The sequence below is a fragment of the Williamsia sp. genome, assembly GCF_036566845.1.
Classification (GTDB): domain Bacteria; phylum Actinomycetota; class Actinomycetes; order Mycobacteriales; family Mycobacteriaceae; genus Williamsia.
In genome coordinates this window covers 1-22,989 of sequence record NZ_DATCVM010000105.1, presented here as the reverse complement: position 1 = coordinate 22,989, position 22,989 = coordinate 1, and the positions used below count along the sequence as shown (strand labels likewise).

Below are 22,989 nucleotides of genomic sequence, written 5' to 3'. Positions count from 1 at the left end.
CATAGGCCGCGAGGTCGTTGTGTTCAGCGACGTAGCCGAGTCGGCCTTCGTAGAACGCGCAAGTGGGTTCGCAGATCGCGCACACGCCCAGCGTTCGCGCCGGACGTACACGCGAACTCTCCGTCGGCCGACTGCACATGCGGTTCCATGTCCTGGACCTACGCGGCGATCGCCCGTGCAGTTCGCCTTCGATTGGGCGTATGGGTGTGCACAGCCAGTTCTCACTGCTCGAGGCCTGACTCACCTGGTAACCATCGAACGGGTCGACCCGGGGAGGTGTCTGACATATGCGATATACAGTTCTGTTCGGGTTTACAACGAGTGTTACGGAGCGCAATCAGTGATCACTGGCGAGCAGAAGAGCAAGGTAGACGCGGTATGGGACGCATTCTGGACTGGTGGCATCTCCAACCCGTTGGAAGTGATGGAACAGATCACCTACCTGCTGTTCATCCGACGGCTCGATGACGAGCAGACCCGTGCACTAAATCGGGCGAATCTCACGAAGAAGCCGCTGGCAGGTAATCCGTTTCCGGCGAACCGTGACGAGTTGCGGTGGTCGGTGTTCAAGGCGTACTCGGCGCAGGAGATGTTCGACACCATCGATCAGCAGGTGTTCCCGTTCATCCGCACGATGCGGGACGAGGACTCGACCTACGCGCACTTCATGAAAGATGCACGGCTGTCGATCCCGAATCCCGCGATGCTAGTGAGGGTGGTCGACCGCCTCGACAGCATCGAGATGCAGGACCTCGACACCAAAGGCGACATCTACGAGTACATGCTCGGCAAGATCGCAAGCGCCGGACAGAACGGCCAGTTTCGTACTCCTCGACACATCATCAAGTTGATGGTCGAGATGATGGCGCCCGAACCTGGTGACACCATCGTCGACCCAGCCTCGGGTACGTGCGGCTTCCTGGTCGCTGCCATTGAATACATGCGTAGCCACCATGCCCGGGCGATCAACTCTGGCGCAGGAGCCAAGCACTTCCACCACAAGATGTTCCACGGGTTCGACTTTGACAACACGATGCTCCGCATTGGCTCGATGAACATGCTGCTGCACGGAATCGAGCAACCCGACATTCGCTACCGGGACTCTCTCGCAGAGGCCAACGCCGGCGACGCTGGCGCTTACTCAATGGTGCTGGCGAACCCACCGTTCGCAGGCAGTCTCGACTACGAGACCACGGCCAAGGACCTCCAGCAAATCGTCAAGACGAAGAAGACTGAACTCCTCTTCCTCGCATTGTTCTTGCGTCTCTTGAAGCCAGGTGGACGTGGCGCGGTGATCGTGCCTGATGGTGTACTGTCCGGATCGACGAAGGCGCACAAGGAGCTTCGACGGATGCTGGTCGACGATCAGAAACTCGACGCGGTCGTGAAACTGCCTTCTGGGGTCTTCAAGCCGTATGCGGGTGTTTCGACCGCGATACTGTTCTTCACCAAGACCAACTCCGGTGGCACCGACAATGTCTGGTTTTACGAATTGCGAGCCGACGGACTGTCACTGGACGACAAGCGCGCTGCACTTCTTGACGCAGACAAACTCGGTCCGCTCGCAGAACTCTCCGACGATGAGCACGCCAAGAACAACTTGCCAGATGTGTTGGCGCGCTGGGCCGACCGGGACGGCAGCGAACTGAATCGCGCGCGCACTGAGCAATCATTCTGCGTTCCAAGGGAAGCTATCGAAGCGGAGGGCTATGATCTCGCTTTGAATCGGTACCAGGAGCTCGTCCACGAAGAAGTGGAACACCGGTCGCCGCAGGAAATCTTGGACGAACTCGACAAGATCGAACTCGACATTCGGTCGGGGTTAGGTGAACTGCGCCAGATGCTACCGCGGAGCGCCAAATGACCTGGCCGACCGTTCCGCTTGCCGGTGCAATCGTGAAACGCCGGGGGTCTGTGACTCCGCAGAAGTATCCCGATGAGGAGTTCGAACTCTACAGCGTACCGGCATTCGATAGCCGTCAACCGGACCTACTGGCTGGTCACGCCATTGGGTCGGCCAAGCAGCTAGTTGAACCAGGAGACGTTCTTCTTTCGAAGATCGTCCCGCATATTCGCAGGGCTTGGATTGTAGGCGAGCGCACTGATAGGCGGATGATCGCTTCTGGTGAATGGATCGTATTCAAATCTGAAGAATTTGCGCCCGAATATCTGCGACACCTACTACTCGGAGACGAGTTCCACGCAAGAATGATGCAGACGGTAGCGGGAGTCGGCGGTTCGTTGTTGCGTGCTCGTCCAGAGCAAGTAGGGGCAATAATGGTGCCGCTCCCTCCCCTTGCTGAGCAGCGCCGCATCGCATCGATCTTGGACCAAGCAGAGACTCTGCGTGCCAAACGCCGCGAAACGGTCTCCCGCGTCGACGAGCTCGTGCACGCAGTCTTCCTGGATATGTTCGCGACAGCTGGGGATCTTTGGCCGGAGCTGACGATCGAAGAGGTTGCAGCGCCCCGGAAAGGATCGATCCGAACGGGTCCGTTTGGGAGTCAGTTGCTTCATGAAGAATTCACCGACGACGGGATTGCCGTACTCGGCATTGACAACGCTGTGCGTAACCGATTTGAGTGGGCGCGACCTAGGTTCATAACACCCGAGAAGTATCAGCAGCTATCGCGATATACGGTCTACCCAGGGGATGTCCTAATTACTATTATGGGAACGAACGGGCGTTGCGCAATTGTGCCGGAAGGAATTCCGGCCGCGATCAACACGAAGCACTTGTGCTGCATAACTCTCGACATTAATAAGGTCAGTCCCGTCTTTGTTCACAGCTACTTTCTTTACCATCCAATCGCCAGGTCGTATCTACGTGGGAAGGCTAAAGGTGCAATCATGGCGGGATTGAACATGGGGATTATTAAGGAGCTTCCGATTCGACTGCCGCCGCTCGCTTTGCAACAGGATTTCGCTCGACGTTGTGATGCGATTGCGGCCCACCGGACAGTGTTGTCGGACAGTTTAAAGGGCGCGGATGCCCTATTCGTCTCGCTACAATCGCGAGCCTCTCGGGGCGAGTTATGAGTGATACGGCCGCGCGGTCGGCGGTGCCGCCTTGGCCCAAGTTTGTTGGTCCAACCCTCGACGTATTGGACGACGGGGAGAGCTGGCGAACATGCGACCTCAAGGTCGAGGTCATTGCCCGGTCGGGTCTGACCGAGGCGCAGCGCGCCGATACACTGAACTCCGGTCGGGGACCCGAACCGACAATCGGGTGGGCGCTGTCGTTCCTCACGCGGGCGCAAGCGGTTCGCAAGATCAAGAACGGCGAATTGTAGATCACCGATTTTGGTCAGCGGATGCTGAGGGAACATCCCGAGGAGATCACCGAAGCCGACCTCAAAGCGCGGGCGACTGAATGAGAACGACTCCCTCTGCGGGACCTCGCGTGGTCTCATTGCTTTGTGGCTACCACATTCTTCGCACCTGACCCATGGCAGGCCATCTCGGACGTCGCCCGCAAAGCCGGGCCGCGATACGCAGCCATAGCATTTCTCGGCGCTTCGGCGCCGAATCTCCTCGACAGATTTGGAAGGCGCGACGTCATCGTGGTCAACGCCGGTGACGACGCGATCGCCGCGCATGCAACGTCGCCAGAAGCACTTCAGGCTTTCTTCGACCGGGGCGTACGGCTGGTGAGCTCAAGCAATCTGCATGCCAAAGTGCTGGCCACCCGGACGACTGCCGTGGTGGGTTCGGCAAACGCCTCCCGGAACTCTCAGCAGTCCAGCGAAGCAGTGATCGTCACAGACCAGCGGTCGGTTCTCGAAGACGTGAAGGCCTTCGTGAAGAAGGAGATCCGCGGCGGCAAAGAAATCAATGAGCTGTTCATCAAACGCGCACGGAAGATTCGTGATGCGTCGCCACACGTGCCCCGGATCAACATCCCCGGCGTGACTGGCCAGCCTCCTGCGGACACCAGGAATCTGCCCGATCCCCTGACTGAGCTCTTTCTGGAAGGCGAAGAGCCCATTGAGTTCTCCGACGATGCCAAGCGACTCGAGCGGGATCGCCGCGCACGTGTCCGAAGCGCGCTCGGCCCGGATTCAAAGTTTGGGTTCTATGCCTGGCTCTATGACGGCAAGGTGCCCTACAGGAATGGTGATGTGCTGATCCTGATTCGCACGGCGGGGAACAACCGCGTGTCTGTCAGGCCACCGGCAGTGGTAGAAGATGTCGCACTAGTGCCACGACGAAAGCGGCAGTACTTAGTCACGTTGAGGTACCGATCAGAGGACAAGACACTGTCGCGGAAGGACGTACTCGCGGAACTCGCACAGGCGGGCCTACCAGACTTCGAACTCGAGGACGACGGCCGGAAGATCACGGACACCAACGAACTGGCAGCACTCCGCGGGCTGTGGCGTCTGTGATGTCAAAGACCACGGCAGATGAAGGGCGCCGAGGGCTCGCAATCATGGGTTGTCCGACGCTCTTGGTAGCTTGCTCTGTTCGGCACACTTCATCTCAGGGCATGCACGGTAGGTCTGTTCGTGCAGCGTGGCCGAATCTGATGTCGGTGTGTTTACTTGTGTCTGTATCGGATAGCTGAAAGGAGGCAGCGTGGCCAGCAATTTTGAGTTTCTGCAGAGCGAGTGGCCGCAGGTTCATACCAGCGCGAAGAGCGCAGAGCGTGACGCACTTTTCGATCCGCGGACCACTTGCTTCTACGCGCGCCGAACGCTCGAATCCGCGGTGAAGTGGCTGTACACCGCGAATCACCTCCAGGAACCCTATCGGGACGACCTGTCGGCACGTATTCACGACCCGAGCTTCCAGGCGCTGCTACCGCCTCAATTGTTTCCGAAAATGAACCTGATCCGCAAGAGCGGCAACCACGCCGTTCACGACGATCGGCCGGTTAGCAAGGAGTTCGGGCTGCGGGTCCTGGAGGATCTGTTCCACCTTCTGTCCTGGATGGCGCGTGAGTACGCTTCACTACCGGAATCCAAGCCGTCCCCTGCGCTCCAATTCGATCGTGAGCGGCTGCCCAAGCCCGGCGGAGGACCAGCCGTTGCCAAAACGTTGGTCCAGCTGCAACAGGTCAACGCACAGCTGCAGGCCAAAGATGCCGAGCTTGAGCAGGCCGCCGCGCAACGTGCGGACCTCACCGAGCAGCTCTTGGCTCGCAACGACGAGCTCAAAGCTGCCGATGCCGCGAAGGCAAGCCTGGAAGATCTAGTTGCCAAGCTGCAATCCGAAGTCGCCGCGGCCAAGGCTGCCGCCACCGGAAAGCCCGATACCCACGACTACGACGAAGCGCGGACCCGCGCCGACATCATCGACCTCCTCCTCCACGAGGCGGGGTGGCCACTCGATCAAGCTCGGGACCGTGAATACCCGGTCACCGGGATGCCCGACGGAAAGTCCGGATTCGTCGACTACGTTCTGTGGGGACTCGACGGGCTACCGCTGGCGGTTGTGGAGGCGAAACGTACGTCATCCGATGCCGGCGTCGGCAAACATCAGGCGAAGCTCTATGCAGACTGCTTGCAAGAGATGACCGGACAACGACCACTCATCTTCTACACCAACGGTTTTGACACCTACTTCTGGGACGATCTGCGTTACCCGCCGCGTGGGGTCGAAGGCTTTTACACCAGGGACGAGCTGCAGCTTGAAGTCCAGCGTCGCGCAAGCCGCAGAAAGCTCGCCGAGATAGACGTGCCCACTGTCATCGTCGAGCGGCCATATCAGACGCGCGCCATCCGGCACGTCACCGAGAGCTTTGAAGGAGACAAACCGCAGCGCGCCGCGCTGCTGGTGATGGCGACTGGTTCGGGGAAGACGCGCACGGTGATCGCCTTGTCGGACATGCTGATACGCGCCAACTGGACCAAACGCATCCTGTTTCTGGCCGATCGAGTGGCGCTGGTGAAGCAGGCGACCAACGCTTTCAAAACGTTCTTGCCAGAAGCACTCCCAGTGAACCTGCTGACTGAAAAGAACACCGACGGCCGCATCTACGTCTCCACCTACCCCACGATGATGGGGTTGATCAACGAAGTCGACGACGGACGGCGACGATTCGGTCCAGGGCACTTCGACCTCGTCATTATCGACGAGGCGCACCGATCGGTGTATCAAAAGTATCGCCGAATCTTCGAGTACTTCGACTCGCTGCTGCTCGGTCTCACCGCGACACCCAAGGATGAAGTCGACTACAACACGTATCAGCTGTTCAATCTCGAAACCGGTGTTCCCACTGATGATTACAGCCTTGAGGAGGCAATCCGGGACAAATGGCTCGTGCCGCCGCGTGCGGTGACAGTCCCGCTTGCCTTCCCACGGCAGGGTATCAAGTACGACGACCTGTCTGAGGCCGAGAAAAAGAGATGGGAGTCTGAGGACTGGGGTGACGACGGCGACGACGACGAGTTCCCCGACATCGTCAATGCCGAAGCAGTCAACAAATGGCTCTTCAACACCGACACCGTTGACAAAGCCCTCGAAGTTCTGATGACCCGTGGACATCGGGTAGCCGGTGGTGACCGGCTCGGCAAGACCATAGTCTTCGCAAAGAATCAGCGTCACGCCGACTTCATCGCGCAGCGTTTCGACCACAACTACCCGCAGTATCGGGGCACCTTTGCCTCGGTGATCACCCACTCCGTATCGCACGGCCAAGACCTGATCGACAAGTTCTCTCAGACAGAGTCTGAGCCACAAATCGCAGTCTCGGTCGACATGCTCGACACCGGTATCGACGTCCCCGATGTCGTCAACCTGATGTTCTTCAAACCAATCCGGTCAAAAACCAAGTTTTGGCAGATGGTGGGGCGCGGCACCCGAATGCGACCTGACCTCTACGGTCCCGGCCAAGACAAGACCGACTTCTTCATCTTCGATCTGTGCGGCAACGTCGAGTTCTTCAACGCACATCCAGCACCGGCCGAGGGACGTTTGGCCCCGTCGTTGTCGCAGCGCCTGTTCACCGCACGCACCGACGTGGTGTTTGCGCTCGACCGCGCACACACAAGCGCTGAACTGCGTAGGGAAATCGCCGACGGGCTGCACACATATGTGCAGGCAATGAACCTCGACAACTTCTTGGTGCGGCCCAAGCGGCGTCAGATAGAGGTCTATCGTGACCGCGCTGCATGGGAGTCGTTGACCGAGCAGAAGGTCCGCGAGATCGTCGACAGCTTCGCTCCGTTGCCGACGACCATTCGAGATACCGACGAGATGGCCAAGCGGTTTGATCTGATGGTGCTGAGCAGCCAGCTCGCGGTGATCGAGGGGGACGAGACTGCACTCGATCGACAAGGAGTGCGAGTTCGCGAGATCGCAGACGGACTTCTGGAACAGCTCACCATTCCGAAAATCAAAGCCGCAGAGGAACTCTTGCGCGAGGTCGCGTCCGACGAATGGTGGGTTGACATCACCCCGGAGATGCTCGAAGGAGCCCGCAAGGAACTCCGGTCGCTCGTCGGACTGTTGGAAAAGACCAAACAGGCGATTGTGTATACCGATCTCGAAGACACCTTTACCGGTGAGGTTGAAGAGATCGATATGCCGCATATGGTGTCCGGCACCGACAAGGAACGGTTCACCGCAAAGGTGCGCGACTATCTGCGCCGTCAACCGGACAACCTCGCGCTGCAGAAGCTGCGCACCGGAAAGCCGCTCACCCAGGCTGATCTGGACTCCTTGCAAGAACTCCTGGCTCGCAGCGGGGCGGGTTCACCCGATGAGCTGCAGCGAGCCATCGACGACGCCGAAGGACTCGGACGGTTCATCCGATCCCTCGTCGGGCTGGACCGGGAAGCCGTCAACGAGCAGTTCGCGCAATTCCTCACGCAGTCCAACGCGACGGCCAGCCAGATCGACTTCGTCGGCCTCATCGTCGAACACCTGACGCGCAATGGCGCGATGGACCCCGCACAGCTCTATGATCCGCCGTTCACCGACAAGGCGCCACAAGGGCCGGATCAGGTCTTCGAGATCTCTGCTCTTACCCAGCTCGTCAAGGTAATTGAAGACTTTAACGAGTCGGCTGGAGGTCGGACTGCGTAAAGGCCGGGAGTGTCTCGACCTTCTTGTTCGTCCGCATCGAGCTCACGGATTATCTCGACTTCTCCGATAGATAGGTCAACGTCGCTTGGGCCAGTGCGTGGATGTCGGACGAGCTGACCTTGCTGGTGTCGAGCGAGAACTGGGCGCAGAGTCTTCGGCCCTTGTCATGGTGAAAGACAGGGTGCCGGAAAACGGCCCCGTTGCCGGCTTCGTCAACGCCTTCGAGCCAACGAGTAATGGCGGACCTGTGATTTCGCGGTGCTTTGAGGGGGCGGGCTCCGGAAATCGCCTCCACGACATGGTCGGAAGCGATGTGCGAGACACCTGCTCGGAGATCTACAAGGTTCAGTGCAGACTCCAGCTGGGAGGCCAGCTCATGAGCGAGGCGGCGATCTGAAGGGAGGTGATCGCCTTCATCGACGTGGACGCCAATGCGAAAGAGCCACGGGACGGCGGGATCGTTCTTATTCTGACACCTGATATCCACGCAGAGGTAGGCGCGGTCCATCCCAGACGGGTGCGGTTTGAAAACGACCAAGCTTGGTTGTCCAGCGGATGTTCCAGTTGCATACGCACTGAATCCCTCACGGCAAAGGGCCGCGCTTACGGACCTCAGCACGATCGGAAACATGGCCCGGTCCATACTGCTCAGTGGCCCCAGCGCCTGCTTGTGCCACTGGCGAAACACATTTGAGATCTCTGTGCTGAATACATTCGTCGTCGCATCCGCAGAACCAACCCAACAACCGAACAACTCTGCCAGGCCTACTCGGGTCCACCCATTCGGTGAAGAACTCTCGGGGAGTTCGAGGTCGGCGAGGTACTTTGCTGCGCCGTATCGAGAGGCGAACTGCTCATATCGCGCGAGTTGATCGCCGTGCTCAGTGGCGGACACCTTCAGTTCAAGAACTGCAATCGGCCCCCTGCCGCCATCGAGCACGACGTCCAATCGGCTCGTATTCGCGAACTGTACTTCGACCCGTACGTTGCGAATTGGCTCCGGCAAATCGAGGAACTGCTGCAAGGGGCAAGGATCGCGTGCGGCCAAGAATCCGAGAAGTGACGCTACGTCCACTTCGTTCCGTAGGACACGACCCAATAGCCCCGCCGCGTTGTCGAGCGCGGAGCCATCGGGACTTTCGGGTGAAGTGCTCACTACGAAGTCGTATAGTCCGCCTGCGCTGATACAACTGCGATCTTGTCAACTGTGAAGTATGGAGCCAGCATCAGCCCAAGCTACTTGGTGTTGGCGTTTGGGGAGGCTTTGGCACCTCCGGTTTACTGTCTCGGTTGTGGGCGGTTTACGCGATCGGGGCCGAGCCACAGGCTCGATCAGCGGCTTCTAGAGTGATGTGGGTCACACATCGTCCAGACTTTGTGACTCCTGAGGCGATCCAGTCCAGTAGTCCAGAAATTTCGTCCACCAGTCCAGACTTCATGCGAGCGCGGCAGCCGGAGATCGTCCGAGAACATTCTCGACAATTTCACAGTTGAGCGGAACAGACTCAAGTCTTGGTGCGTTACACCTTCTGAACGGGCGCAATGGCGACCCGAAACTGCTTGTATAGACCTTAGAAGGAAGGTGACTCGTGGACAGCTTCAACCCCACCACCAAGACGCAGGCCGCGTTGTCGGCCGCGATCCAGGATGCCGCTGCGTCCGGTAACCCCGATGTTCGGCCCGCCCATGTGCTGGTCGGACTGCTGGATCAGTCCGACGGAATCGCTGCGCCGCTGCTCAAGGCGGTTGGCGTTGACCCTGCGCAGATCCGCGCCGCCGCGCAACAGATCGTCGACCGGATGCCCAAGGCCTCCGGTGCCAGCTCGACCCCGCAACTGAGCCGGGAGAGCATCGCGGCCATCTCGGCGGCGCAACAGCTCGCCGGTGAACTCGATGACGAGTTCGTCTCGACCGAGCATCTTGTTGTCGGCCTGGCCAAGGGCGACTCCGACGTCGCCAAGTTGCTCGCCGGTGCCGGCGCAACCGCCAAAGCGCTTCAGGACGCGTTTGTCGCGGTGCGTGGCAGTGCTCGCGTGACCTCGGCCGATCCGGAAAGCACATATCAGGCGTTGGAGAAGTACTCCACCGACCTGACCGCTGCCGCTCGTGAAGGCAAGCTCGATCCGGTCATCGGCCGCGACACCGAGATCCGTCGCGTCGTGCAGGTGCTGAGTCGTCGGACCAAGAACAACCCGGTCCTCATCGGCGAACCCGGTGTGGGCAAGACGGCGATCGTGGAAGGACTGGCCCAGCGCATCATCGCCGGCGACGTCCCCGAGAGCCTGCGTGGCAAGACCGTCGTCTCCCTCGACATGGGTTCGATGGTTGCCGGTGCCAAGTACCGCGGTGAATTCGAGGAGCGCCTGAAGGCGGTCCTGGAAGAGATCAAAGGCTCTGCCGGACAGGTCATCACGTTCATCGACGAGCTGCACACCATCGTGGGTGCCGGTGCCACCGGCGACTCCGCGATGGACGCCGGCAACATGATCAAGCCGATGCTCGCCCGCGGTGAACTGCGGTTGGTGGGTGCCACCACGCTCAGCGAGTACCGCCAGTACATCGAGAAGGACGCGGCGCTCGAACGTCGTTTCCAGCAGGTGTATGTCGGTGAGCCGTCGGTCGAAGACGCCATCGGCATCCTGCGCGGGCTCAAGGAGCGCTACGAGGTGCACCACGGCGTCCGGATCACGGACTCCGCACTGGTGTCCGCTGCGACACTGAGTGACCGGTACATCACCTCGCGCTTCCTGCCGGACAAGGCCATCGACCTGGTCGATGAGGCCGCATCCCGTCTTCGCATGGAAATCGATTCGCGCCCAGTCGAAATCGATGAGGTCGAGCGGGTCGTTCGCCGGCTCGAGGTCGAAGAGGTCGCCTTGGAAAAAGAGACCGACGCGGCATCGAAGGTGCGCCTGGACAAGCTCCGTCAGGAGTTGGCCGATCAGCGGGAGAAGCTCAACGAGCTCTCGGCTCGCTGGCAGGGCGAGAAGAACGCCATCGACTCGGTGCGTGACCTCAAAGAACGCCTCGAAACCCTTCGCGGCGAATCGGATAGGGCAGAACGCGACGGCGATCTCGGCCGTGCGGCTGAACTCCGGTACGGCACCATCCCGACCTTGGAAAAGGAACTCGACGCCGCCGTGGCGAAGTCGGGTGCCGCCTCGACCGGTGACGTGATGTTGCAGGAAGAGGTCGGACCGGACGATGTGGCACAGGTGGTTTCGGCCTGGACCGGTATCCCCGCCGGGCGCATGCTCGAAGGGGAAACCGCCAAATTGCTGCGGATGGAGCAGGAACTCGGATCCCGGGTGATCGGCCAGAAGCTTGCTGTCGAAGCGGTGTCCGACGCGGTGCGCCGGTCCCGGGCCGGAGTTGCCGACCCGAACCGGCCGCTGGGTTCGTTCCTGTTCCTCGGTCCAACCGGCGTCGGTAAAACAGAGCTGGCCAAGGCTCTTGCCGAGTTCCTGTTCGACGACGAACATGCCATGGTCCGGATCGATATGAGTGAGTACGGCGAAAAGCACAGCGTGGCAAGGATGGTGGGTGCACCTCCGGGCTATGTCGGCTATGAGGCCGGCGGCCAGTTGACCGAGGCGGTTCGGCGGCGCCCCTACACGGTGGTGCTGTTCGACGAGGTCGAGAAGGCGCATCCGGACGTGTTCGACATCCTGCTGCAGGTTCTCGACGAAGGTCGTCTGACCGATGGACAGGGACGCACAGTCGACTTCCGCAACACCATCTTGATCCTGACGTCCAACCTGGGTTCAGGTGGAACCAAGGATCAGGTGATGGCAGCGGTGCGGTCGGCGTTCAAGCCGGAGTTCATCAACCGCCTCGACGATGTCGTGGTTTTCGATGCACTCACTGCTGAACAACTGGTCTCGATCGTCGACATCCAGTTGGGTCAGTTGCAAAAGCGCCTGGCGCAGCGACGGCTCGACCTGGAGGTCTCCGAGAACGCCAAGAAGTGGCTTGCCACACGTGGATTCGACCCGCTCTACGGTGCGCGTCCACTGCGCCGGCTGGTTCAGCAGTCCATCGGCGACCAGCTCGCCAGGGCATTGCTGGCCGGTGAGATCACCGACGGCGACGTCGTCCCGGTGAACACCAGCGCGGACGGCGAAACGCTGGTGGTGGGCTGATCGACGGGGCCTGACGACTCGTCCTGAAGTACCGACGCACTGAATACGAACCCCCCTGCACCGTCGCGGTGCAGGGGGGTTTGTGCGTGCGCGGGAGGATTTGCGGCAAGAAGTTCGAACATACGTACTGCCTATCTGCGGGCTGTGGGTAGTCTGGAAACCAGCGCAGTCTCCTGATGACGAATCATTCTGAAGCCATCTTTTCCGTCTTTGGTTCGTCAATGTGCAGGGGTTCTCAATGTCAGACCAGGCCGGCTTCGATACATCACCCGAGGGTGTGTTGTCGGGGCTCGATGCTGCTGTGGAGCAGTTGGCCGCGGTAAATCTGACGGCATCGTCCGACGAGGACTGTGTCCGGTTGGTGGAGCGCATCGAGGTCGCTTCTCGGCGGTTGCAGGCGGCCGGGTTGCCGATGCTTCGCGAAGTCACTGTGCGCCGCGCATATTCGAAGGTCGGTTTCGGATCACCGATCGCGATGCTCAAGAGCCTGCTGAGGCTGCGGCCCGGGGTGGCCCGTAAGCGGTTGGAAGCGACAGACGCGCTGACACTGTCGATGACACCCAGCGGCGAGGTCATCGAACAGCGGTATCCCGAGACGGCGGCGTCATTGCGAGAAGGTGAGATCGACCTGGATCACGCGGCGATCGTCATGGATGTGATGGCCAAGATCCCGGCGAAGGTTGATGCGGAGGAGCGGGAAAACGCCGAGGCCGCGCTTGCGCATCTATGCCGGCGGTACACCCCGCCGGAGGTGGAGCGGATCGGTGAGCGGATTGTGGAGTACCTCGATCCTGATGGCACGTTGACCGACGACTCGGACCGTGCACGGCATCGAGGATTGAGTGTGGGTCGGCAGTCCACGAACCTTTGATGCGGGCCCGCCGCAATGAGCAACTCGAACAACGAAGACGCGAATGTGGCGTCTCGCCACCGGATCCGCCGAAGGAGAAAGACTCAGAGCCCGGACCTGAGCCCGAAGCCGAGCCCGAATCCGGCCGGCCCGAATGAGGCCGGCCGGTGCCCGCGAGCCAAGGGCTGTGTTCGGGAGCTCGGCGATCAGCGGACGAAGTCCACCTGGACCTCGGTGACCCAGTCGGCCTCGTCGTCGGCGATCTCGAGATACGTCTCCCGGCCCTGCCCGGTGAGCGTGAGTCCCTGGTCGGTGACCCACCGGTTGAGGTTCTGGTAGGCCGAATCGATTGAATCCATCGCGCCGCGGTGGATCAGTGATGCAACCTCGCCGCCTGGGATCTCGAAGGTCTCGAGACCATCGACAGACTCGGACAACACCGGGAAGGTGGCGTGGATCCACACCGCGTCTTCGGACTCCTCCGGAGCGGGAGAGTAGTAGGCGACGCTGGGACCCACCGGCGTGACCCGTGCAGCATGGAGTGCTTCGACAACGCGCGGGTACAGCGGCCGAATGATCGGTCCGATGTCTTCGTTGGTGGGGCTGGCGGCCAGCGCACGCAGACCCACGTTCTGGGTCGGGGCAACGGTTTTGGTGGTGATGGATGGGGTGGACATGCCGTCCTCGCTTTCGATGAGTCGGAGTCGTGCTTCCACTCGGGCCAGCCGGAATTGGTCGTCGCGGATCTGGGACTCGATTTCCGCGCGTCGCAGCCGCAACATCGCCCGCAGGTCCGAGCCTGTGAGTTCGTTGTCGACGATCTGGCGGACCTCGTCGAGGCGTAGGCCCAGATCTTTCAGTGCAACAATGCGGTTGAGCCGATTGAGCTGACTCATCTCGTAGAACCGGTAGCCGCTGTGCGGGTCGGTCCGTGACGGGGTGAGCAGCCCGATCGAGTCGTAGTGCCGCAACATCCGGACCGATACCCGGCCCAGCTTGGCAAAATCTCCGATGGTGTTCATGGCAGTCTCCACGTTGCAGCCTGACACAGTGTGAGGGTCAAGCACTCAACCTACGCCGTAGCCGTTTACGCGGATGGCCAAGAACCCCCGGCACCAGGATCGGTGCGGGGGGTTCTTGTTCAGTGCAGGTGACGTGTCACCTACACGCGGAAGGAAAGCCTGTGAGGTGACTCGTGGGCGACTCAGTGAGCGACTGCCACCGCGTTCTGCGGCTCGTCGCCCAGCTCGTGACGGTTCATCCGGATCATGAACATCGAGACCACAAACGCCAGGACCATGAATCCCGCACCCCAGTAGAAGGCGACATCGTAGCTGTGGATGTTGGCGTCCATGAACCCGGCCGGGTCGACGGGGACCATCGCCCCGGTTGTCGGATCCTGTGTCATCTCCGAACCATTGTGACCTGAGAATGCCTGCGCCACAATGGTGCTCAGGAGGGCGATGCCAACTGATCCGCCGACCTGCTGTGAGGTGTTCAGCAGAGCGCTGGCCACCCCAGAGTCTTCGGCCTTGATCCGGTGCAGCGCAACAGTTTGCGATGCCACGAACACCAGGCCCATTCCGAACGCGATCAGAATTTCGCTCGGCAGGACGTGGGACACCCAGCTCGAGTTCGAGTCCAGCTGTGCCAGGTATGCAAAGCCCACGCCACCCAGGGCGGTGCCGACCATCATCAGCGGTCGGGGTCCGAACCTCGGCAGCAAGCTACTGGTGAGGCCTGCCGAGATGATGACCACGATCGGGAACGGCAGGAACAAGACGCCTGCTCGCATAGGACTGTTGCCGAGGATGTTCTGGAAGTAGTAACTGAGGAACAAGAACATCGCGAACATCGCGGTCGGGGTGATGAACGCGACCAGGTAGGCTCCGCCTCGGTTGATCTCACCGGGGATACGCAGTGGCAGTAGCGGATTGGTGGTTCGCAGCTCGATCGTCACGAACGCGGCGAGCAACACTGCGGCAGCGACGAACAGCAGAACCGTCGTCGACGAACCCCATCCGTCCTCAGCGGCCTTGGTGAATCCGTAGACCAGGCCGACCAGGCCGAGGGTGACCGTCACGGCGCCGGGTATGTCGTATCCACCGGTCCTGGGCGAGGGCTTGTCGCGGACCACCAGGGCGAGCGCGCCGATGGCGGCGATGATGGCGATCGGGGTGTTGACCAGCAGTGTCCAGCGCCAGGAGAAGAACTCGGTGAGCGCGCCGCCGGCGATCAGGCCGATGGCTGCTCCACCGCCGGACACTGCTGCGTAGACGGCGAAGGCACGCGCTCGTTCATGCTGTTCGATGAACGTGACGGTGATCAGCGACAGGGCTGCCGGTGCGAGGATCGCGGCGAATGCACCTTGGAGGGCGCGGCCGGCGAAGAACGACATCGCATCCCAGGCAAAGCCGGCCATCGCAGACGATGCGGCGAATCCGACCAGGCCGACCAGGAACATGTTGCGTCGGCCCAGGTAGTCGGCCATCCGGCCGCCCAGGAGGAGCAGGCCGCCGAACATCAGCGTGTAGGCGGTGAGTGCCCACTGGCGGTTGGCGTCCGAAATGTCCAGATCGGCTTGGGCGTAGGGCAATGCGATGGTGACGATGCTGGCGTCGAGAACCACCATCAGTTGTGCGAGCGCGATGATCACCAGTGCGAACCAACGACGTGAATCGCCGGCCGGAGACGCGGTGGCCTTCGCGGTGGTTGTGGGGTCAGGCAAATCTTGGGAGATGACTGTGTCAGATGAAGCCACTGGATCCTCAAATCTGGAGGTTTGGATCGCGTGAATGCAATGCGCTGCCAATAATGGCAGGTTCAGACAGAAGTCGTCAAGCGCCAAAATTCGGACATCGCCAATTGGCGGGGTCAGCATGAATCTCAGGAAGTGGGGTTATCATGTGGACGTGACCCTCGCAGAAGTCCGAACAGGCCAGGTCAAGGCCGGTCTTCGGGAACGTAAGAAGCTGCAGACGCGTGATCGGCTGATCACCGCGGCGCTCGATCTATGCGATCGACAGGGCTTCGAATCCACGACCGTTGATCAGATTTCCGACGTCGCCGACATCTCGCCGCGTACGTTCAATCGCTACTTCGCGACGAAAGAGGACGTTGTCCTGGCGCCCGTCGAGGACATGATTGCCTCGATGGCGGCGTCGCTCGATGCCCAGCCGAAGACCGGCAATGAGATCGAGGCGTTGGTCAATGCGCAGGTGCAGATTCTCGACGGTCGATGCCCGGTGGGCGCGGTCGACCTCACCCGGTTCGAGACGATGAACCGGATCATCCAGAACGCGCCGTCGGTGAACGCGCGGAGTATCGAACTCGGCGACAAGAAATTCCGCAGCATCACCACCAAGGTGGCCGAGCGGATGGGTGTTGACCCCGACGATCCGCGAGTCCGCGTGATCGTGTCGGTGTTCACCTCGCTGATACGTATTTCGATGGACAGGTGGCGATGCGGGCCCGCCGGCGACGTCGCCGACTCGGCGGTCGCCGGCGAGACCCTCAAAGCCACGTACAAGACCTTCTGTGAGATCGCCCGAAGCGTCTGACCGGCGGGTCGGGTCGGTAAGGCCTCGAATTCCTGGAGGGCGGGTCACCGCAAAGGATGCTCGGTAACGCGACCCGAGATCTTGCAGCGCTGCCGAGTCGGGGTATTCCCTCGGTCAAGACAAACGCGAAATATGGTCGAAGGCAACATCAAGCGGCGGGCTTGCATAATTGTTCGACAGCGTTCCCCGCCGTGGAGTCATCAGAAAATTGTGCCCGAGTGAGGGAGCCTGGTGGTGCCGAACAGGTTGTCGGCGCGCCCGGCCGCGCCGTCGGTATGGGCGGTCGCGACACCGGCCAAGGCCAGGTGCTGCCACGTGGTGCCGCCCAGATAGGTCGCCGCGAGGCCGGTGACGTCCACCGAGATGTCGGGGGCAGTGTCGACTCTCCGGACGTTGTCCGGGCCGACCTCGAAGGTTCCATTGTTGCCCGCGAGGAGTGGGTCGGACACCGCGATGGTCACCGGCGCTGCGGCGCCGTAGCGCCGGGCCGCCAGTGCGGGCTCCACATCGATTATGCGGAGCCAGGTTTCGTCGCTGACCGAGCGAACTCGCGCCGCTCGCGGGTCTTTCAAGAGGATGGGCAGCGGGTCGTCGAGGGGCCGGGATGCGAAGATGATGACATCGACGAGGTCGAGTGACAGTAGGTGCCGAATCAGCGCCAGGTACGCCTTGTCGGAGTTGGCCACGAAGTCGTCGACCACCACTTCGCGGCGGTCGCTGGTGAACCAGTGAGCCGGGTCTGCGGGTTGATAGCGTGCGTACCCGGTGCCGACCCCGTCCTCCTCGAAGGCGACGAGATAGGTTGGTGTGCTCTGTTTCTCACGTTGTAGATCGCGCAGATTCCACCAACCGTCCGGCCGATCGATCGCGCCGGCCCAACGGGCGCCAGAGTAGATCTCGCGGGTCAGCGCACCTGAATCGGGGTCGTCGTCGATCAGCCGTACCGGACCCGGATCGGGAACTGTGGGAAGAAGACCCGCTCGCGCACTGAGGATTTCGATCGACGCGGCACTGCTCGCCACGGCATAGCCGAAGCGGCCGTAGATGGTGGCCTCCGACGCGCGCAGGGTCGCGACGACCTCGCCGCGGCGGGCGAGATCTTCCAGTTGAGCGGTGATCAGCCGGCGGACGATGCCGCGGCGCCGGTGAGTGGGCAGCACTCCGACGTGTGTCACAGCCGCGTGGGGAACACGGTTGCCGCCGGGTACGGCGAGCCAGCTCGTGTACGAGTCGGCCCCACCCACCACTGTGTCGGAGCCTGCTGTGCCCGAGCCTGCTGTGCCGGACTCCACGGCGCCGAGGAAACGTCCCGGTTCGAGCACGCGCTCGGGATCGAGCTGGTTGATGCCGGCCAGGCCAACCATGGCCCGCCCGAAGATACGAAGTGCCTGACCGGATTCGTGCGGGTGATCGAGTACCCGGATCTCTGCGCTCATGGATGACTCCTCGCGTTGGTGCCTCGTGGTCACGCGTCGGCTCAACCGACCTTGTCGAGACTACGAGAGGGACTGCGCGTGCCCACCGCGACCTGGCCGGCAGACGATCGGCATTCGTAACCGGGATTTGATCTTCCAACGATTGTCGTGAGGATCGCCGGGTGCCATCATCGGCTGATGGACAGTCATTTCCTGCGTCCGGTGCCCGATGCGGAGGCGCCGGGAACAGATATCGGGATCGGTATGGTCTGCCCGTTCGACATGGCAACCGACCGTGAACTCTGGCGTTGGATGCCGTGGTCGGTGTCGCTCTATTTCACCCGCACACCGATGCCCCCGACTCGCGCCGTGGACGTCGAGATGGTCAGTGCCCTCGGCGAACACGACCAGATCTCCGCCGCGGTCCGCAGTGTGCTCGGCGTCCGGCCCGCTGCCGTCGGATACGCCTGCGCCTCGGGCAGCTTCGTTCATGGCATGGCCGGCGCCATCGCGTTGTCGGACTGTATGCGGGCTGCCGGCGCCCCGGCCGCGGTCACCACGTCGGAAGCCCTTCTCCGGGCGCTCGATGTGATGGACCTGGGCCGGATCGCGGTGGCCACCCCGTACGTGGCGTCCCTGACCGACTTGCTGTGCGACTTCCTCGCCGAGTCCGGCCGGTCGGTGGTCTCGCAGGCCGGTCTGGGCTACGACCACGACATCTGGACGATTCCGTACAGCGTCACCGCCGATCTGATCCGCGCGGCAGACTCGCCCGAGGCCGACGCGATATTCGTGTCGTGCACCAATCTGCCCACCTACGACATCCTTTCGGCGCTGGAACAGGAGCTCGGGAAGCCGGTGCTGTCGGCGAATCAGGTGACTGCCTGGGCCACGTTGCAGGACGCCGGCGTTGCGGACCACACCGCTGAACCCTGTGCCGCGCAGTCATTGTTCGGCCGCGTTGCCTGATTGCCTGACTGCCTGACTGCCTGACCACCTGACTGCCTGAACGACTGGTCGCCTCATCGACTGGTCCCGACCTGCACCTATCTGGATCGCAGGAACGCGGCGGCGGCGAGTGCGGCGCAGATCGTCATCGTCAGGGCCATCGGCACCGATGTGCCTTCGCCGCCGATCCCGACGAGGGGTGACACGATGGCCGCGAGGGTGAACTGCGATGCGCCGATCAGGGCCGAGCCGGTGCCGGCGACCTCGTGGGCCTGGTCGATGGCCAGGGCGACCGAATTGCCCATGGTGAAACCCATTCCGAGCACCGTGACGAACAGAAACGGTAAGAAGACCCACGTCGACGTCGGTGTCGTCAGGGCCAGGACGAGTAAGACGACACTCGAGGAACTGATCAAGACCAGGCCGATTCCGAGAAGAGTGCGGACGTGCACCCGACCGATCAGGCGGGTATTGATCGCGCTGGCGAGAACCAGTCCCACAGAGTTGACCGCGAACACCATCGAGAACTGGGAGGGGGAGAACCCGAAGATCTCCTGTACCACGAACGGCGAGGCCGAAATGTACGAGAACATCACGCCGAATGCGAGGGCCAGCGTGGCTGTATAGGCCACAAACCTGCGGTTGCGCAGTACCTTTCCGAAGTTGGCGGCCAGCCTCGTGAGGCTGATGCCGTGTCGTTTCTCGGCCGGGAGTGTCTCGGGGATCATGGTGAGTACGTCGATGAGCATGACACCGCCGATGCCGGCCAGGACCCAGAAGATGCCGCGCCACCCGATCGGGCTCAGGAGAACGCCGCCCAGGATGGGCGCGACGACAGGTGCCGTGGCGCCGACGAGCATCATCAGGCTGAACAGCCGTGCCGCGCTGTCTCCGCGGGCGCGATCGGAGATGACCGCCCGGGACAACACGATTCCCATCCCACCGGCGAATCCCTGCAAGAGTCGGGCGGCGATCAGAACGGCGATCGACGGAGCGAGCGCGCACAGAACGCTCGCGACGACGAAGGCGATCGTCCCGCCGATCAATAGACGCCGTCTGCCCCAGCCGTCGGAGAGGGCTCCGGTCAGCAGCTGCCCGACACCCATGCCGAACATGAACGTCGTCAGTGTGAGCTGGGTGGTCACATTGGTGGTGTGCAGCGAATCTGCCACGGTCGGCAGGCCCGGCAGATACAGGTCGGTCGCCAGCGGGGCGGTTGCGGACAACAGGACCAGAGCCAGGAACATCGGCACGCCGATACCGCCGCCGAACGCGCCACCGTCCGCGCGAGGCGCGACGTCCGGTTCACGGGCGTTCGGCTGTCCTCCTATCGGTCTGACCACTGGGAAATCCTATCGGCGCGCGCAACACGCCCTCTGGTTGCGTAGCATCGATTCCCTGTCGGATGCGTGGCATCAACGCCACGAGTCCGCGAGGAGAGGGTTTTTCGATGACCGCGCCGTTTGGACAAGCTGGTACCGCAAAGTACGTGCGACTGACGACTTTTCGTAAGGACGGCACCCCGGTGGCATCGCCGATCTGGGCCGCACTCGACGGTGACGAGCTGCTGATGTGGACCGTCTCCGATTCGTGGAAGGTCAAACGGCTGCGCCGCAACACCGCGGTGATCGTGCAGGCCTGTGACGTGCGCGGCAAGGAGACATTTGGTCCACCCGTCCACGGAACCGGAAGGGTCTTGGACGCGGCCGGAACCGATCACGCCCGCAAGGTGATCGTGAAGAAATACGGGATCCTGGGGTGGCTGACGGTGAAGGGAAGCCTGCTGCGGCGTGGCAAGAACGGGACGATCGGACTGTCGGTCGTGGCCGACGCCTGAGGCGCCTACTGCCGGAACAGTGTTCCGAGGCGATCGCTGGTGACCTGATTGCCGGCGAGGAGCAGCCCGTACCAGGCGGTCACCTGATTGGCCGTCAGCACAGGTTTGCCCAGGACCTCTTCGAGTTCGTCGATCCAGGCGACGGTGTGCAGCGCGGTATCGGGGATCAGAATGGCGCGGGCCTCGGTGGAGTCGTTGCTCCGTGCCAGGTCGAGCACGTCGTCGTGCCCGAGTTCGCCGGCCAATGCGGCGGTGGGGATGTCGTGTGAGACCAGCTCGGTGACGGCGACACCCGCTGCGGCAAGGAATTTCGAGAAGTGCCGGGACACGTCGTCGGGGTAGGTGGCGGCCACCGCAACGCGTTCGAGTTCCAGAGCCCGGCATGCCGCAGCGAATGCGATCGACGTCGAACCTGTTGGAATACCGAGTGTTTCGCTGATCTCGCCGGCCTGTTGGTGGGCGCCATTCCAGCCGAAAACGAAACTGCCCGAGGTGCACGCCCACATGACCGAATCGGGTCGGTGCTGCGCGACCTGCCGGGCACCGTCGAGTAGCCGTTCGCTACTTCCGAGGTCGAGCAGGGCCTCGACCTCATGCGCGTCGACCCCCACGCTGGTGATGACCACGGGCAGCGCGATGTTGTCGCCCAGGATCTGTTCGAGCAGCGGGTAGTCGTCCTCGGCGGCGTTGCCGGGGTACAGCATGCCAACGGTGGTCACCATTGATCCGGGTTCCTTTCGCCGGTTGAACTGGGCAGATCGGGATATGAGGCGGCGGGGGACTTTGTCTCCTCGAGAGCTTACGGTAAATTGTCAACAATCTACCAAGGTGGAGCACTGTGGCCGGACGGAGGCGAACTGAACATCGTGGACATGCGACGGAACTCGGAATCTCGCGACCTCGGTGTCACTGACCTGCAGGTTCGCTATTCCTCTGGTGAGATCTCGCCGATCGACGTGACCTCGGAAACACTCGACGCGATCGAGCGCCTCAACCCGTCGATCAACGCGTTTACGCAGGTCTGGGCTGATTCGGCCGGGCGAGACGCCGAACTCTCGGCGCAGCGTCACCGACAGGGATCGCCGCTGGGCCCGCTCGACGGGGTGCCGGTGACCATCAAAGACCTGCTGTTGACCGCTGGGAGACCGACGCTGCGGGGGTCGGAGCTGATCAACCCCGACCAGCCCTGGCCGGAGGATTCGCCTGCTGTGGCCCGGCTGCGGGAGGCCGGTGCCGTCCTCCTGGGCAAGGTCACCACCCCCGAGTTCGGCTGGAAGGGCGTGACGGACAGTCCGTCCTGTGGCATCACGCGGAATCCGTGGAATCTCGATCGGACTTCCGGGGGATCGAGCGGTGGCGGTGCGGCCGCCGTCTCGGCGGGGCTGGGCGTGTTGTCGGTCGGGACGGACGGCGGCGGCTCCATCCGGATCCCCGCGGCGTTCTGCGGTGTGGTGGGTTTCAAACCCACCTATGGCCGGGTGCCGATCTATCCGGCGAGCCCGTTCGGAACCCTCGCGCACGTGGGGCCGATGGGACGCAGTGTTGCCGATGTCGCGGCGATGCTCGACGTCATCAGCGGGTTCGATGCCCGGGACTGGTCGGCTCTGGCCGCGGCCGACCCCATCGACCTGACGAAAGATCCGCTCGATGGCCTCCGCGTCGCGTTCAGTCCGAACCTCGGCTACGGGATCAACAATCCCGCTGTCGAGGCCGGGGTCCGGGACGCACTCGAGACGTTCACGGGTCTCGGCGCCACGGTCGAGGAGATCGACCTGTCGCTCGACGACCCGGTCTGGGCGTATCACGTGCTGTGGTTCAGTGGCGCCGCCGTGGTGCTCGCCGCCTACGGGGACGGTGCCGCGGAGAAGGTGGATCCTTCACTGGTGCAGGCGTTGTCGCGGCATTCGAACTACTCGGCCGGCGACTTCATCGACGCCACGACCGTGCGCATGGACCTCGGGCGAAAGATGGGATTGCTGCATCAGGACTACGACGTCCTGGTCACCCCGACGATCCCCGACGTCGCTTTTGCGGCGGGAACGGATGTGCCGCCGGACAGTTCGGATCCGGATTGGACCAGCTGGACGCCGTACACCTATCCGTTCAACCTGACACAGCAGCCCGCTGTCACCGTGCCCTGTGGCATCGTCGACGGCCTTCCGTTCGGCCTGCAGATCGTCGGGCCGCGGCATGGCGACCAGCGAGT

Annotated in this window: 17 protein-coding genes; 11 read left to right on the top strand and 6 right to left on the bottom strand. The window is 62.1% G+C overall.

Features of this window, described 5'->3' with window-relative positions:
* Positions 1 to 340 precede the first annotated feature (340 nt).
* The 5 genes from VIQ49_RS09200 (at position 341) to VIQ49_RS09180 (ending at position 8,031) form a co-directional block, all read left to right on the top strand.
* Positions 341 to 1,864: a class I SAM-dependent DNA methyltransferase gene (locus VIQ49_RS09200; RefSeq protein ID WP_331883780.1), complete on the top strand. Its 1,524-nt coding sequence runs from the start codon at positions 341 to 343 to the stop codon at positions 1,862 to 1,864.
* Positions 1,861 to 3,039, top strand: a complete 1,179-nt coding sequence (locus VIQ49_RS09195) for a restriction endonuclease subunit S (RefSeq protein WP_331883525.1) — start codon at positions 1,861 to 1,863, stop codon at positions 3,037 to 3,039. The genes VIQ49_RS09200 and VIQ49_RS09195 overlap by 4 nt, the downstream gene beginning before the upstream one ends.
* A complete protein-coding gene (locus tag VIQ49_RS09190) occupies positions 3,036 to 3,293 on the top strand; it encodes a winged helix-turn-helix domain-containing protein (RefSeq protein WP_331883522.1) in 258 nt (85 codons plus the stop codon). Before VIQ49_RS09195 ends, VIQ49_RS09190 begins: the two co-directional genes overlap by 4 nt.
* 270 nt (positions 3,294 to 3,563) lie before the next feature.
* Positions 3,564 to 4,388 (top strand): hypothetical protein, encoded by an 825-nt coding sequence (locus tag VIQ49_RS09185; protein ID WP_331883519.1) that lies wholly within the window; start codon positions 3,564 to 3,566, stop codon positions 4,386 to 4,388.
* Between the two features lie 190 nt (positions 4,389 to 4,578).
* The gene (locus VIQ49_RS09180) at positions 4,579 to 8,031 is read left to right on the top strand and encodes a DEAD/DEAH box helicase family protein (protein WP_331883516.1); all 3,453 of its coding nucleotides are present in this window, start codon (positions 4,579 to 4,581) and stop codon (positions 8,029 to 8,031) included.
* A 49-nt stretch (positions 8,032 to 8,080) separates the two neighbouring features.
* Here VIQ49_RS09180 and VIQ49_RS09175 read toward each other — a convergent pair whose 3' ends face one another.
* A complete protein-coding gene (locus VIQ49_RS09175; protein ID WP_331883513.1) occupies positions 8,081 to 9,055 on the bottom strand; it encodes a PD-(D/E)XK nuclease family protein in 975 nt (324 codons plus the stop codon).
* A gap of 565 nt (positions 9,056 to 9,620) precedes the next feature.
* Between VIQ49_RS09175 and clpB the strand changes: the two genes are divergently transcribed.
* Positions 9,621 to 12,173, top strand: coding sequence for an ATP-dependent chaperone ClpB (gene clpB / locus VIQ49_RS09170; protein ID WP_331883510.1), 2,553 nt, complete (start codon positions 9,621 to 9,623; stop codon positions 12,171 to 12,173).
* Between the two features lie 238 nt (positions 12,174 to 12,411).
* Positions 12,412 to 13,044, top strand: coding sequence for a DUF222 domain-containing protein (locus VIQ49_RS09165; protein ID WP_331883508.1), 633 nt, complete (start codon positions 12,412 to 12,414; stop codon positions 13,042 to 13,044).
* A gap of 185 nt (positions 13,045 to 13,229) precedes the next feature.
* On the opposite strand, the gene VIQ49_RS09160 is transcribed toward VIQ49_RS09165, so the two are convergent.
* Complete coding sequence (locus tag VIQ49_RS09160; RefSeq protein WP_331883506.1) at positions 13,230 to 14,045, bottom strand: MerR family transcriptional regulator; 816 nt, start codon at positions 14,043 to 14,045, stop codon at positions 13,230 to 13,232.
* Between the two features lie 182 nt (positions 14,046 to 14,227).
* Positions 14,228 to 15,784, bottom strand: a complete 1,557-nt coding sequence (locus VIQ49_RS09155; RefSeq protein ID WP_331883504.1) for an MFS transporter — start codon at positions 15,782 to 15,784, stop codon at positions 14,228 to 14,230.
* Positions 15,785 to 15,935: 151 nt separating this feature from the next.
* On the opposite strand from VIQ49_RS09155, the gene VIQ49_RS09150 reads away from it, so the two are divergent.
* On the top strand, positions 15,936 to 16,583 hold the full coding sequence (locus VIQ49_RS09150) for a TetR family transcriptional regulator (RefSeq protein ID WP_331883501.1): 648 nt from the start codon (positions 15,936 to 15,938) through the stop codon (positions 16,581 to 16,583).
* Between the two features lie 200 nt (positions 16,584 to 16,783).
* Here the strand turns inward: VIQ49_RS09150 and VIQ49_RS09145 are convergent, their stop codons facing one another.
* Positions 16,784 to 18,019: a GNAT family N-acetyltransferase gene (locus VIQ49_RS09145; RefSeq protein ID WP_331883498.1), complete on the bottom strand. Its 1,236-nt coding sequence runs from the start codon at positions 18,017 to 18,019 to the stop codon at positions 16,784 to 16,786.
* Between the two features lie 177 nt (positions 18,020 to 18,196).
* On the opposite strand from VIQ49_RS09145, the gene VIQ49_RS09140 reads away from it, so the two are divergent.
* Complete coding sequence (locus VIQ49_RS09140; RefSeq protein WP_331883496.1) at positions 18,197 to 18,967, top strand: Asp/Glu/hydantoin racemase; 771 nt, start codon at positions 18,197 to 18,199, stop codon at positions 18,965 to 18,967.
* 77 nt (positions 18,968 to 19,044) lie between these two features.
* On the opposite strand, the gene VIQ49_RS09135 is transcribed toward VIQ49_RS09140, so the two are convergent.
* Positions 19,045 to 20,193 (bottom strand): multidrug effflux MFS transporter, encoded by a 1,149-nt coding sequence (locus VIQ49_RS09135; protein ID WP_331883778.1) that lies wholly within the window; start codon positions 20,191 to 20,193, stop codon positions 19,045 to 19,047.
* A gap of 203 nt (positions 20,194 to 20,396) precedes the next feature.
* Here VIQ49_RS09135 and VIQ49_RS09130 point away from each other — a divergent pair, with 203 nt between their 5' ends.
* On the top strand, positions 20,397 to 20,783 hold the full coding sequence (locus tag VIQ49_RS09130; protein ID WP_331883494.1) for a PPOX class F420-dependent oxidoreductase: 387 nt from the start codon (positions 20,397 to 20,399) through the stop codon (positions 20,781 to 20,783).
* A 5-nt stretch (positions 20,784 to 20,788) separates the two neighbouring features.
* Here VIQ49_RS09130 and VIQ49_RS09125 read toward each other — a convergent pair whose 3' ends face one another.
* Positions 20,789 to 21,505 (bottom strand): maleate cis-trans isomerase, encoded by a 717-nt coding sequence (locus VIQ49_RS09125; RefSeq protein ID WP_331883492.1) that lies wholly within the window; start codon positions 21,503 to 21,505, stop codon positions 20,789 to 20,791.
* A 150-nt stretch (positions 21,506 to 21,655) separates the two neighbouring features.
* Between VIQ49_RS09125 and VIQ49_RS09120 the strand changes: the two genes are divergently transcribed.
* The coding region (locus VIQ49_RS09120; protein ID WP_331883489.1) for an amidase at positions 21,656 to 22,989 on the top strand (1,334 nt) is incomplete at its 3' end.

Excerpts from the sequence above, each read along its gene's own strand:
- VIQ49_RS09135 (WP_331883778.1), bottom strand. The coding sequence starts at position 20,193 with ATGTTCCTGGCTCTGGTCCTGTTGTCCGCAACCGCCCCGCTGGCGACC.
- VIQ49_RS09160 (WP_331883506.1), bottom strand. The coding sequence starts at position 14,045 with ATGAACACCATCGGAGATTTTGCCAAGCTGGGCCGGGTATCGGTCCGG.
- VIQ49_RS09165 (WP_331883508.1), top strand. The coding sequence starts at position 12,412 with ATGTCAGACCAGGCCGGCTTCGATACATCACCCGAGGGTGTGTTGTCG.
- VIQ49_RS09130 (WP_331883494.1), top strand. The coding sequence starts at position 20,397 with ATGACCGCGCCGTTTGGACAAGCTGGTACCGCAAAGTACGTGCGACTG.
- VIQ49_RS09140 (WP_331883496.1), top strand. The coding sequence starts at position 18,197 with ATGGACAGTCATTTCCTGCGTCCGGTGCCCGATGCGGAGGCGCCGGGA.
- VIQ49_RS09195 (WP_331883525.1), top strand. The coding sequence starts at position 1,861 with ATGACCTGGCCGACCGTTCCGCTTGCCGGTGCAATCGTGAAACGCCGG.
- VIQ49_RS09190 (WP_331883522.1), top strand. The coding sequence starts at position 3,036 with ATGAGTGATACGGCCGCGCGGTCGGCGGTGCCGCCTTGGCCCAAGTTT.
- VIQ49_RS09145 (WP_331883498.1), bottom strand. The coding sequence starts at position 18,019 with ATGAGCGCAGAGATCCGGGTACTCGATCACCCGCACGAATCCGGTCAG.
- VIQ49_RS09125 (WP_331883492.1), bottom strand. The coding sequence starts at position 21,505 with ATGGTGACCACCGTTGGCATGCTGTACCCCGGCAACGCCGCCGAGGAC.